13 protein-coding genes are annotated in these 12,050 nt (G+C 70.4%); 5 read left to right on the forward strand and 8 right to left on the reverse strand.

The window, feature by feature from the left end:
* Positions 1-91: 91 nt before the first annotated feature.
* Both IG74_RS0138730 and IG74_RS0138735 read left to right on the forward strand, forming a co-directional pair.
* Positions 92-1,288, forward strand: a complete 1,197-nt coding sequence (locus tag IG74_RS0138730) for a sensor histidine kinase (protein ID WP_324607532.1) — start codon at positions 92-94, stop codon at positions 1,286-1,288.
* On the forward strand, positions 1,279-1,923 hold the full coding sequence (locus IG74_RS0138735; RefSeq protein WP_030687135.1) for a response regulator transcription factor: 645 nt from the start codon (positions 1,279-1,281) through the stop codon (positions 1,921-1,923). The genes IG74_RS0138730 and IG74_RS0138735 overlap by 10 nt, the downstream gene beginning before the upstream one ends.
* Positions 1,924-2,067: 144 nt before the next feature.
* On the opposite strand, the gene IG74_RS0138740 is transcribed toward IG74_RS0138735, so the two are convergent.
* Positions 2,068-3,081: an ornithine cyclodeaminase family protein gene (locus IG74_RS0138740; protein WP_234334590.1), complete on the reverse strand. Its 1,014-nt coding sequence runs from the start codon at positions 3,079-3,081 to the stop codon at positions 2,068-2,070.
* A gap of 463 nt (positions 3,082-3,544) precedes the next feature.
* Between IG74_RS0138740 and IG74_RS0138745 the strand changes: the two genes are divergently transcribed.
* On the forward strand, positions 3,545-6,055 hold the full coding sequence (locus IG74_RS0138745; protein ID WP_234334591.1) for an MMPL family transporter: 2,511 nt from the start codon (positions 3,545-3,547) through the stop codon (positions 6,053-6,055).
* A gap of 135 nt (positions 6,056-6,190) precedes the next feature.
* Here IG74_RS0138745 and IG74_RS0138750 read toward each other — a convergent pair whose 3' ends face one another.
* The 6 genes from IG74_RS0138750 to IG74_RS0138780 all read right to left on the reverse strand — a co-directional run bounded on the left by IG74_RS0138750 (position 6,191) and on the right by IG74_RS0138780 (position 9,030).
* Positions 6,191-6,997: an alpha/beta fold hydrolase gene (locus IG74_RS0138750; protein ID WP_030687142.1), complete on the reverse strand. Its 807-nt coding sequence runs from the start codon at positions 6,995-6,997 to the stop codon at positions 6,191-6,193.
* 148 nt (positions 6,998-7,145) lie between these two features.
* Positions 7,146-7,370: an MbtH family protein gene (locus IG74_RS0138755; protein WP_030687144.1), complete on the reverse strand. Its 225-nt coding sequence runs from the start codon at positions 7,368-7,370 to the stop codon at positions 7,146-7,148.
* Positions 7,367-7,651 carry a hypothetical protein gene (locus IG74_RS0138760; RefSeq protein ID WP_158857958.1) on the reverse strand — a complete coding sequence of 95 codons (285 nt, stop codon included), beginning with the start codon at positions 7,649-7,651 and terminating at the stop codon, positions 7,367-7,369. Before IG74_RS0138760 ends, IG74_RS0138755 begins: the two co-directional genes overlap by 4 nt.
* Positions 7,652-7,662: 11 nt before the next feature.
* Positions 7,663-7,836 carry a hypothetical protein gene (locus IG74_RS52450; protein WP_158857960.1) on the reverse strand — a complete coding sequence of 58 codons (174 nt, stop codon included), beginning with the start codon at positions 7,834-7,836 and terminating at the stop codon, positions 7,663-7,665.
* A 574-nt stretch (positions 7,837-8,410) separates the two neighbouring features.
* A complete protein-coding gene (locus IG74_RS0138775; protein WP_030687148.1) occupies positions 8,411-8,788 on the reverse strand; it encodes a hypothetical protein in 378 nt (125 codons plus the stop codon).
* A complete protein-coding gene (locus IG74_RS0138780; protein WP_030687150.1) occupies positions 8,788-9,030 on the reverse strand; it encodes a hypothetical protein in 243 nt (80 codons plus the stop codon). The genes IG74_RS0138775 and IG74_RS0138780 overlap by 1 nt, the downstream gene beginning before the upstream one ends.
* Before the next feature lie 650 nt (positions 9,031-9,680).
* Between IG74_RS0138780 and IG74_RS0138790 the strand changes: the two genes are divergently transcribed.
* Positions 9,681-10,286, forward strand: coding sequence for a dihydrofolate reductase family protein (locus IG74_RS0138790; RefSeq protein ID WP_030687155.1), 606 nt, complete (start codon positions 9,681-9,683; stop codon positions 10,284-10,286).
* 56 nt (positions 10,287-10,342) lie between these two features.
* On the forward strand, positions 10,343-10,525 hold the full coding sequence (locus tag IG74_RS0138795; RefSeq protein WP_030687157.1) for a hypothetical protein: 183 nt from the start codon (positions 10,343-10,345) through the stop codon (positions 10,523-10,525).
* Between the two features lie 109 nt (positions 10,526-10,634).
* Here IG74_RS0138795 and IG74_RS0138800 read toward each other — a convergent pair whose 3' ends face one another.
* Positions 10,635-11,918, reverse strand: a complete 1,284-nt coding sequence (locus IG74_RS0138800; RefSeq protein ID WP_030687159.1) for an IS30 family transposase — start codon at positions 11,916-11,918, stop codon at positions 10,635-10,637.
* Positions 11,919-12,050 lie beyond the last annotated feature (132 nt).

Below are 12,050 nucleotides of genomic sequence, written 5' to 3' on the forward strand. Positions count from 1 at the left end.
CGGGGGTCGGGACACCACCTCCGCGAGGCCCGCCTCCGCCGTACCGGGCGATGTTGTCAGGGCGAGCGCCCCGCCCTTAGGGTCGGGCACCGTGCCAGAGGACCCGTCCTACGCCGAGGCCCTCGCCCGGGCCATGAACCCGCAGGGCGTGGGGTCCGAGCCGGAGGCGCCCGCGCCCTTCGGCCGCAGGGCGGCCGGGCTGCTCCTCGGCATCGCCACCAGCTTCCTCGCCCTCCTGTACTTCCTGACCGCGGGCCTCGGGCTCGGCGTGGCCCTGCTGTGGCCGCGCACCCGGCCCGGCGCCCTGAGGCTGCTGCGGGCCGGGGCCGGGCGCCTGACCGCGATCGAGCGGTGGCGGCGCTCGGCGTTCTTCGCCGACACCTACCCCTCCGAGCACGACGCCCGCAAGGACCTGCCCTACCTCGCGTCCCGCATCGCGATGGGGCCGGTCAGCGCCGCCGTGGTCGGACTGCTCGGCGTCGGCGTGGTGCTCGCGGGGCTGCTCGCGTACGGAGCGGTGCGCGGCACCATAAGCGCGGGCGAACTCCTCGGGCAGGTGCTGCTCGGCAGCGCGCTGCTCTTCCTCGACGTCCAGGGCCTCGTCTCGCTGGCCGGGCTCGACGAGCGGCTCGCCCGGCGCTGCTTCGGCCCCTCCGACCGCGAACTCCTCGAACGGCGCGTCCTCGAACTCGCCGCGAGCCGCGCCGGCATCGTCCAGGTCGTCGACGTCGAGCGCCGCCGCATCGAGCGCGACCTGCACGACGGCGTCCAGCAGCGCCTGGTGGCGCTCGCCATGCTGCTCGGCCGCGCCAACCGCAACCCCGACAAGGCCGCCGAACTCCTCCAGCAGGCCCACATCGAATCGCGGGAAGTCCTCGGCGAACTGCGCGAAGTGGCCTGGCGCGCCTATCCGTCGGCGCTCGACAGCCTCGGCCTCGAAGAGGCGCTCGCCGGAGTGGCCGAGCGGTGCAGCATCCCGCTCCACATCGACTTCCGGCTCACCGAGAAGCTGCCCCAGAGCACCGAGACGGCCACCTACTTCGTCGTCTCCGAATCCGTGACGAACGCCGCGAAGCACTCCGGTGCCGACCGCATCGACGTCAGCGTCGGCCGGGACCGCGGCAAGGTCGTCATCCAGGTCCGCGACAACGGCCGCGGCGGTGCGGACCCGGAGGGCAGCGGCCTGTCCGGGCTGCGCCGCCGGGCCGCCGCGCTCGACGGCGACCTGCACGTCCACAGCCCCCTGGGCGGACCCACCACGATCACTGCGGAGCTCCCGTGCGCATAGTCCTCGCCGAAGACTCGATCCTGCTGCGCGAAGGGCTCGTGCGGCTGCTGACCGAGGAAGGCCATGAGGTCGTCGCGGCCGTCGGCGACGGAGTCTCGCTGATAAAGGCCACGGAGGAACACACCCCGGACCTGATCGTCGCGGACATCCGGATGCCCCCCACGCACACCGACGAGGGCATCAGGGCCGCCCTGGAGATCCGCACGCGCTGGCCGGAGATCGGCGTGCTCGTGCTCTCCCAGCACGTGGAGAAGAACTACGCGGCCCAGCTCCTGACCACCGACTCCGCGCGCGTCGGCTACCTCCTGAAGGACCGGGTCGCCCAAGTCGAGGAGTTCCTGGAGTCCTTGGAGCGCGTGCACGCGGGCGGCGCCGCCATCGACCCCGAAGTCGTCCGCCAGCTCCTGGCCCGTACCACCCACGTCGACCCGCTCGGCAAACTCACCCGGCGCGAACGCGAGGTCCTCGCCGAGATGGCCCAGGGCCACACCAACGCGGCCATCGCGCAGAAGCTGAGCATCGCCCAGAGCACGGTGGAGAAGAACGCCAACACGATCTTCGAGAAGCTGGACCTGTCCCACACCACCGGCTACAGCCGCCGGGTCCTGGCCGTGCTGCGGTACTTGGGCTCGTAGGCTTCCGCGCCCCACCCGTTCCCGCCCGCGCCCGCCCGAGTCGTCCGGGCGGGCGCACTCGTGCGGTGTGCCCCCGGCCGTCCGGCCGGGGGCACACCGCGCTGTGGGGGATGTGGGGGGATGCGTGGGGGGGCTCGGGTGTCCTTACCGGAAGGAGTACGGGTCAAGGGCGTCCGCCGGGAGGTGCTCCAGGTGCACGCGGTCGCCGAGGCCCGCCTCCTCGGCGAGCTCGATGAGGACGTCGAGGGCGACGTGGTCCTCCAGGGCGAAGCCGGTGGAGTCGAAGACCGTGACGCGCTCGCGCAGGCCTTCGGTGAGTTCGGGGCGGGCGCACAGGGCCATCAGCTCGGGGCCGAGGTCGTTCTCGGTGAGCTGCTGGCCCTCGCCCTCGCGCAGTGACTGGGCGACGTGGTCGACGGTGACGAACGCGGACTTCAGCAGCGCCAGCGGCAGCTCGAACTTGCCGATCAGGTCGGCACCGATGGCGTTGATGTGCGCGTGCGGCTTCAGGTTCTCGCCCCGCAGGACCGGCCCTTCGCCGACACCGACCGACGTGACCGTGCAGATGATGTCCGCGGCGGCCTCCAGCTCGGCCAGGTCCACGACGCGTACGTCGATGCCGAGGAACTCCACGCGGTCCGCGAACGACGCGGCGTGCTCCGGGTCGACGTCGTACACGAGGATCTCGTTCAGCGGGAACACGCGGCTGAGGGCGTGCGCCTGCGTCACCGCCTGGGCGCCGGCGCCCACCAGGCCGAGGACCTCGCTGTCCGCCTTCGCGAGCAGGGAGCTGGCGATCGCGGAGGCGGCACCCGTGCGGATCGCGGTCGGCAGGATGCCGTCACTGATCGCCACCAGGCTGCCGGTGACGTCGTCGTACCGGGCGAGCGAGCCGATGATCGTCGGCAGGCGCCGCTCGTTCGGGTTCGACGGGGTGTACCCCACGGTCTTGATCGTCACCGAGTCGCCCGGCTGGTGGTGGGGCATCCACTCGAGGACCCCGGTGTCGCCGGGGCACCGCAGGAAGCCTTCCCGTGCGGGCGTGACGCCCGGGCTGTCGGCGGTGAACGCCGCCCGCAGCCTCTCGATCATCAGGTCCATGAGGTGGTCCCGGCCGCTGTTGCCCACCAGCTTGGCAACATGCTGCTGATTCAGCACCAGGGTTTCCATTTTCTTCCCTTCATCGATAACGCGATCTGGCATCTTCTTGTCACCTTGCGCGGCGTATTCATCTGTGTTTCTGCGCGACAATGGGGACGCACTCGCTGACGCCGGGAAAGAGCAGGGAAAGGCGCCGTGGCGAGAGCCGGAAAAGGGGTGGGGAAGGCAGCGTGCGGATTGCTCCCCCCGAGCAGGGCACCGCGCTTCGTCTCGCCAGAAACGTAGCTGGCCGGATTCGAAGCCGTCAAGGTTTCATCGTATTTGTGTGGCGGGAAGCTTCCAGACCGGACTGGAAGTTTTCTTCAGGGTCCGCATGGGGTTTTTCCCGGGGTATCAGGTGGATTGCTGCCTGTCCTTTGCCGAACCCCGGAAACTAGCGTGATCCGTGTCGAACCAATCGACTGAGTGGTGACGAGCCGTGTACGGAAGGAAAACGGCGTTGAGGAAAAATCCAGCGACAGTGCGGATCGCACGGTGGAGCGCCAACCACCCGTGGTCAGCGATCGGTCTGTGGACCGCGTTCGTCGTGCTGTGCCTCTTCCTGGGCGGCGCGGCCGGAACCAACAAGATCAGTGACGACGAGTCGGGCGTCCGTGAATCGGGCCGCGCCGGCAAGATCGTGGCCGACGGCGACTTCGGCGAGCAGCCCGAGGAAAGCGTCCTGATCACTGCCAAGGAAGGAGGGAAACTCCAGGTCAAGGCCGCACGGGCGGCCGCGACGGACGTCCAGCGGCGGATGAAGAGCCTGGACGGCGTCGCCTCGGTCGGCGCGCCCGTCGCCTCCGATGACGGCCTCGCCATGCTGGTGCCCGTCGTCATGAAGGGCGACGCCGAGAACGCCGACCAGCGCATCCAGCCGCTGCTCGACCAGAGCGCCGCCGCCGAACAGGCCCACCCGGGCCTGCGCGTCGAACAGGTCGGCACCGGCTCCACCGCCAAGGGACTCACCGAAACCCTCGGCAAGGACTTCCAGAAGGCCGAGTTCATCAGCCTGCCGATGACCCTGCTCATCCTGCTCGTGGTGTTCGGCGCCCTCATCGCGGCCGGCGTGCCCGTGGTGCTCGCCCTGTCCGCCGTCGGCGCCGCGATGGGCCTGTCCTCCCTCGCCTCCCACCTGCTGCCCGCCACCAGCGCGATCAGCAACGTGATCCTGCTGATGGGCATGGCCGTGGGCGTCGACTACTCGCTCTTCTACCTCAAGCGGGAGCGCGAGGAGCGGCAGAAGGGCAAGTCCCACCACGACGCCATCGAGATCGCCGCCGAGACCTCGGGGCACACCGTCGTGGTCTCCGGCATCACCGTCATGGTGTCCATGGCCGGGCTCTACCTCGCCAACGAGGCGACCTTCGCCTCCCTCGCCACGGGCTCGATCATCGTCGTCGCGGTCGCCGTGATCGCCTCGCTCACCGTCCTGCCCGCGCTGCTCGCCAAGCTCGGCCGCTGGGTCGACCGCCCCAAGATCCCCTTCCTGTGGCGGCTGACGATGCGCTCCGGCGAGTCGCGGGTGTGGCCCGCGCTGCTGCGCCCCGCGCTCGGGCGGCCCGCCCTCACCCTGGTGCTCTCCGTCGTCGTGCTGCTGCTCGCCGCCCTGCCCGCCCTGGACATGAAGCTCAAGCAGCCCGGCTCCGACGACCTGTCGCGGGACATCCCGGTGGTCCGCGCCATGGACCGGCTCACCCACTCCTTCCCGAGCAAGGGCACCGTGCACCAGGTCGCGGTGCGGGCCTCCGCCGACCAGGCGGGCGAGGTCAAGTCCGCGCTGCGCGACCTGGCGCGGCGCGTGGAGAAGGACAAGCTGTTCGCGCACGACCAGGAGCCCAAGCTCCGCGAGTCCGCCGACCACCGCGTCCACACCCTCGACATCGGCACGCCGTACACGCCCAAGAGCGACGGCGCCCGCGCATCCCTGGACACCCTGCGCTCCTGGGTGCCGGCGGCCTTCGACGAGGTGCCCGGCGCGGAGCACGGCGTGACCGGCAAGGTGGCGCAGAGCGTGGACTTCACCGCGCACCTGGAGGAACGCCTGCCGTACGTGATCGGCTTCGTCCTCCTGCTCACCCTCGTCATGATGGCGGGGATCTTCCGCTCCGCCGCCATCGCCCTGTCCGCGATCGGGCTCAACCTGCTCTCCGCCGCCGCCTCCTTCGGTGTCCTGGTGGCCGTCTTCCAGCACACCTGGGCGGAGAAGCTGCTCGACTTCCAGTCCAGCGGCGCGGTGGTGTCGTGGCTGCCGCTGTTCCTCTTCGTGGTCCTGTTCGGCCTGTCGATGGACTACCACGTCTTCGTCGTCAGCCGGATCCGTGAGGCCGCCGAGAGCGGCATGTCCACCAAGGACGCGGTGCGCGACGGCATCGTGAAGTCCGCGGGCGTCGTCACCAGCGCGGCCGTCGTCATGGTCGGGGTGTTCTCCATCTTCGGCACGCTGAGCATGGTCGAGTTCAAACAGCTCGGCGTCGGTCTCGCCGTCGCGATCCTTATCGACGCCGTCGTCATCCGCATCTTCGTCCTGCCCGCCCTGATGACGGTCCTCGGTGACCGCAACTGGTGGCCGGGCGGCCTGCGCAGCCGCGGCCGGAGCACGGCCGTGCCCGCCCACGCGGGCCGCACCACCGCCACGGCGCGGCAGCCGGTGGCCGCGGGCACCGCCTCCTACCCGGGCCAGGCGTCCCACGCGCCCCGGACGGACCACACCGGCTACGCCCGGCGCCGGGCGGACACCCACCAGGACCCGTACGTCCCCCAGCAGGCCCAGCAGCAGTACGCGCCGCCCTACACCCCCGAGCAGCAGGCGTACTACACCGATCACCCCGACCACTCCGGCTACACCGAGCAGCACCACCGGCACCAGGCCCCGTACCAGGCGCCCCAGCAGCCCTACCAGCAGCAGCCCGGCCCCTACTGGCCGCAGCAGCCCGCCCAGCACGACCCGCGGAACCAGCCCTACGGCGACCGCCCCGGACCGGAGTACTGACACCCGGTCCCCCTGAGCGGGAGGGAGGGCGGCCTACACCCCCGGAGGCCCCCTCCCTCCCCCCTTGCCCCGCACCCCTGGAAAGCGAAGGGCACCCGGCCGCACAGGCCGGGTGCCCTTCGCTTTGCGCGGGGGTTACGCGGCCCGCGCGAAGAAGTCCACGATGCTCTTGTTCACCGTGGCCGGGTCCTCCAGGTAGCCGTAGTGCCCGCAGCCCGCGACGAGTTCGAAGGTCGCGTCGGGCACGGCGTCCGCGACCTCGCGCCCCAGCTGCGGCGGGGTGACCAGGTCGTCGGCGAAGGCGATCACATGGCAGGGGACCCGGATGCCGCGGTAGGCCGCGAGCCGGTCGTCCAGCTTGCTGATCTCGTACTGGGCCCGCTGGCCGGGCCCGGGGTGCGCGGACAGCTCGAACAGGTCGAGCCAGTCGGTGAGGCCGCTGTCGTCGTTGAGCGTGCGCGGCGACAGGGACTTCAGGGCGCGCATCGCGGCCGCGTACCGCGCGGGCAGCCGCACCCCGGAGTCGTACAGCTCGATCTCCGCGAGCGTCATCGCCCGGCGCAGCGCGTCCGTGCGCCCGCGCGTCGCCATCAGCACCGCCTGCTTGACCAGGTCGGGCCGGGCGAGAGCGAGTTCCTGGGTGACGAAGGCGCCCATAGAGGTGCCCACGACCCGGCACGGGCCGAGGCCGAGCCGGGTGATCAGGCCGGCGACGTCGCCGACCAGGTCGGCGAGGGTGAAGCCGTCGGCGCACTCCGAGCTGGGCGGGATGCCGCGGTTGTCGAAGGTGATCACCCGGTATCCCGCGGCGGTCAGATCGGGTACCTGGTGGAGCTCCCACGTCGTGTGGCCGCCCCCTGTGCCCTGGACGAGCACGACCGGCTCGCCCGATCCCGCCTCCTTGTAGTGGAGCCGGATGCCGTTCACCGCTATGACGGGCATCGCGTTGCCCCTCCCTTCCTGTCCTGCCTGTTCCGTCGTCGGTCCTGTGGCCCGGCGCACCGCCGGGCCCACCGGCACGGCCCGCCCACCGGGGGTTCCGGTGGACGGGCCGTGACGGTCCTGCGTCAACTGCCCCAGGGGGCGGGCCTCAGCTCGCCGCGGCGCCCTCCATGGCGTTGACCAGGCTCTTCGGGCGCATGTCGGTCCAGTGCGTCTCGATGTACTCAAGGGCCGTGTCACGGGTGGTCTCGGCCAGGGCCGTCTCCCAGCCCGCCGGGACATCGGCGAACGACGGCCACAGGGAGTGCTGGCCCTCGTCGTTCACCAGGACCAGATACGTGCCCTCGGGGTCCTCGAAAGGGTTGGTGCTCATTCGGCGACTCCTGCTTCAGAGATTTCAATTCCGGAGGGGGTTTCCAGCCTGTCCGCGAGGACACGGCCGATACGGGCGACGTGCGAGGCATCCGTCATCAGATTTCCGTGCGTCGATTCTATAGCGTGGACATCGACGTGACCGCCGATGAACGGTTGCCAGAAGCTGACATTCAGCCGGGATTTACGGTCCTCTGCCGACATGCGGTTCGCGGCGAAGAAAAGGACGTCACCGTCGAAGAAGCCCGGCTTGAACTTCCGCATGACCCGGACATTGTTCACGAACACGTCCTTCAGGGCGAGGATGTCCTGTCCGCGACCTGGTCGAGCACCGCCTCGAACACCCGCCGCTGCGCCGCGGCCCCGTCCGCCACGGCGGAGGCGAGCCGGTCCTTCGCGGTGACCAGCTCGCGCCGCAGATCGTCATCGGTGTACTCGGGGTGCCTGCCGTACGCCTGCATGGTCACTCCTTCATCGTGCGCAGCACGTGGTCGACGGTGGCCCCGACGTCCCGGAGGGCGATGACGTGTTCCACCCGCAGGCCGCTCACCTCGTCGAGCAGGCCCGCGCGCAGGTCGCGCTGGAAGAGGGTGAAGCTGTCCTCGTCCGGCGCCGGGCCGTAGTGCTCCAGCGGGTTGAGCCGGCCGATGCCGCGGCGCCCTGCCCCGCCCGCGGAACCGCGGGGGAGGAGGCGCTAGCGGTACCGGCCAGTCCCGCCGTCACCGTGACAACAGCGGCAAGGACCCCAATGCGCCGCCCCAGCTTGTGATTCGTCATGCCAGCGATCCCTTTCTCTCACCGAGTTGCTGGCCGACTGTAGGCAGAGAAGGTGCACACAGAGCTACGTTCTGTCAACAACCGGCAACCGCCCCGCCCCACCTCCCCAAACCAGGCCCCCGGCCTGACCGCAAGCTGCCACCACTCACCGCCACCGAGTCGGCCCGCGACTGCGGAGGAGACGATCCTGCCCGGGAGGACGGCTGGCTCGACGGGTGCCGAGAAGATGGGTGGCCCGCGCTGGGGCGCTGGGCGGCCGCTGGTTCAGGTGGTGGTGGGCCAGGTCCGTAGCAGTGCGGCGATTCTGCTGGCCGTGCAGGTGGGGTCCAGGAGGAGGTCTTTGAGGGCGGTGGCGTGTTCGCGGGTGGGTTTGACGGTGATTCCGGCGGCTTCGAGGTACATGACGCCGGTGGCGGCGGCGACGGCGAGGTTGGAGCGTTCCAGCCAGCGGCAGCGGCCCAGGGTGTGGACCAGGGCGGCGGCTTTGGCGTAGGGGCCGTCGTAGACGGGCTGTTCGAACAGCTCGGCGCGGTGGCGGGCGACGGCTGCGATGGGGACGCCGTAGTCGTCGGGGGCCGGATCGTTGGCCCCGGCGGCCTCGGTGACGTGCAGGATCCAGGAGACGTCGATGTGCAGCTCCATCAGGCCGCGTGCGCTCCCCGGGAAGGCTGTGAGGCGGACTGCTCGGCCTCGTCGAAGACGGCCTGGTGGTCGGCCAGGAACCCGGCGGCCGCGCCCACCGCCCGCGCGCGCAGGCCGCTGGCGTCTTCCTGCACCAGCCGGGCCAGGTAGTCGCCGATGCTCAAACCCAGGTCGGCGGCCCGCTTCTTCGCCAGGTCCGCGATGTCCTGATCCACGCGTGCGCCCAGTTGTGTCTTCGCCATACCATGTATGGTAACAGTTGTTACCAAGGTGTCGAGAGGCGCCCGGAGCCACGGTCGCGTCCCCGCACGGGGGCCGGGGCGACTCCCCGACGTCGGCGAACAGTCGTATCTAGGGCGCGCGCCTTCACCGGAAACTCGTCGAGCAGCGGCAAACGCGGGATGAGACCGTCGGCGGTCTCCCCGCCGAGGTTCATGACGTCGGCCTGCATCCTTCTCGCACTCTGCCGGAGCTGTTCGAGGACGCGCCATGCGGTGGGTCCGTCGGCCTTGCGCAGCCGGACGCTGTCGGCCAGGGACCCCAGCGTCAGGCTCACGCTCAATGGCGCGAACCCTGTTCCGTGCCGTTGAGCGGCTCGCGGAGACGCCGCGTGCCCGGCACCGCCGCGCCGCGCTCCCAGGCCCCGCGCAAGGGCTCACAGGAAGGGCGCCAAGGGAAGTCGGAGCCCGCGTGCAGTGGCCGGTGCGGCACAGCTCCAGGCGTGGCCGAGGACCCTCACTGAACCGGCCCTCCGGGCCCGCCCGAGCAGCGCCGCTCCACTGGCCTGATCGGCCGCAGCGTCATGGGATTTCTCGTTACTCCACCGCGCGGCCGATGAGTTTATGGCTCCCGGCCGGTCCAAGCTCATGACACCCCAGGAAAGGACACCGCCATGTCGGAGCTTCTCGTCGACTTCATCACCTCCCTCGACGGCTATGCGTCGGGAGAGGGATGGCCCGGATTCTGGGGCCTGGAGGGCCCGGAGTACCTCGCCTGGCTGGGCGAGCAGCCCGAGGTCACCTACCTGATGGGAGCGAACACCTACCGCCTGATGTCAGGCTTCGCCGCAGGCGAGATCCCGAGTGGCCAAGACGAGTTCAGGCCCGAAGAAGAGGCGTCCGTCGACGAGCTCACGCAAGCCTCCAAGGTGGTGTTCTCCTCCTCCCTCAAGGAGCCACTGACCTGGGCCAACTCCACCCTCGTCCGCGACGACGCCGTCGAGACGGTCCGCGCCATGAAGTCGAGCGGCTCCGGGCTCCTCAGCACGATCGGCAGCCTCAGCCTGTGCCGGTCCCTGCTCCGAACCGGACTCGTCGACCGCTTCCGGGTCGTGATGTTCCCGGTGATCACCGGGGCCACGGGCGAAGAACGCATCTACGACGGCTATCCCGACGTTGCCCTCGACATGACCGACCACCGCACCTTCGACGGCCGCATCCAACTCGTCGAGTACAAGCCCCGCGTGCTCGAGCACCCGCCGCTCCACGCCCCTGCGTGACACCACCCCCGCCCGCTGGGCTGGACGGCCGATAGGCCGGCGCCGGCAGGCTGCGGATGCGCAGGGCGGTAGTCGAGGCCGGGCAGGTCGGGGCGAGGCTGCGGTCGATCGGCGCGCTGCGGAATGTGCCGGGCGACTGTTCGACGGGGCCGGAGCTCGCCGAGACGCTCGCCGTCGGCTTGGCCCGGCACCAGGACGGACGGGTGCTCGACGGCGGGGGCCGAGTTTTCCCGCTGTGAACCGTGTTGGCGGAACGTGGAGCTGCTGAGCCTCAAGAGGAAACGACGAAGCCCCCGCCCGGCCAGTTCGGCGGATTCTAGGGCTCGTCGCAACACGTGGTTGGTCTGATCAGGCCGCGAGCAGTTTATGCAGGCGCTCGGCTGGGGTTTCCCAGTCGAGCGTTTTGCGTGGGCGGCCGTTGAGCTGGGCGGCGACGGCGTCGAGGTGCTCACGGCTGTGGAGGGAGAGGTCGGTGCCTTTGGGGAAGTACTGCCGGAGCAGACCGTTCGTGTTCTCGTTCGAGCCGCGCTGCCAGGGGCTGGCGGGGTCGCAGAAGTAGACCGGAATGTCCGTGGCGACGGTGAAGGAGCCGTGCGAGGCCATCTCGCTCCCCTGGTCCCGGGTCAGGGACCGTTTGAGGTGAGCGGGCAGCGTCTGTACCGTCTCGATCAGGGCGTCATGGACGCTGGCTGCGGTGTGGTTGGCGGGCAGGTGGAGGAGCATCACGTAGCGGGTGCTGCGCTCGACCAGGGTGCCGATCGCCGAGCCACTGTTCCTGCCGATGATGAGGTCGCCTTCCCAGTGGCCGGGCACGGCCCGGTCGGCCGCTTCGGCGGGCCGCTCGCTGATCATGACCATCGGCTCGGTGAAGCGCGGCTTGCGGCAGTTGGCCTGACGGTGAGGTCTGCGGCGGGCACGTCCGCTGCGCAGGGCGTCGGCCAGCTCGTGGCGGAGTGCTCCGCGCCCTTGCACGTAGAGCGCCTGGTAGACCGTTTCGTGGACCACGTGCATCTCCGGCCGGTCGGGGAACTGTCTGCGCAGAGCCTGGCAGATCTGCTCCGGGCTCCACCGCTCGTCCAGGCCCGCCTGGACGGCCGCCCGAAGTTCGGGGTTTCGGCTGATCTTCCGTGGCTTGGGGCGGGGACGGCGGGACTCGGCACGGGCCTGGGCGGCGAACGGGCGGTAGTGCCACTGACCGCGCGTGCCGTCGGTGCGGTTGCGCCGTATCTCCCGGCTGATCGTGGACGGACTGCGGCCCAGCTCGGCGGCGATGGCACGGACGGCTGCCTTCTCCCGCAGCCGGTCGGCGATGTGGATGCGCTCGCGTTCGGAGAGGTAGCGCGAGCGTACTTCCGCGGGCACGGGCACCCGCTCACGTGGAGCGGATGCCCGCGGGGTGTAGACGCGTTCCTGGCGCGGACGGGGCCGGGCCTGAGCCGCCGGTGGCCGAAGCCGCTGCGGGTCCCACCGGCCGTTACGCCACTCCCGGCCGGTGCGCTCGTGCACCCCGACGATCCGGGACGCTTCTCTGTTGCTGTAGCCCGCCTTCACGAGCCGGAAGTATTCCTCCCGCTCGGCCTGGAGCTTCCGGGGCCCCTGAGCCGTCCGGACCTTGCGGATCTCGAAGTCCATCGCACCCCTTGAACTGGGGTGCTGCAACGACCACTACTGATCTTTTCGTAAGTTCGGTGGGTGTTGTGGGTGGATGGTCAGGCCGGTGTGGGTGAGGAAGGACCAGGGCAGTTGCGGGTTGCGGTTGATGCG

This window comes from Streptomyces sp. NRRL B-1347, from assembly GCF_000720325.1.
Taxonomy (GTDB): domain Bacteria; phylum Actinomycetota; class Actinomycetes; order Streptomycetales; family Streptomycetaceae; genus Streptomyces.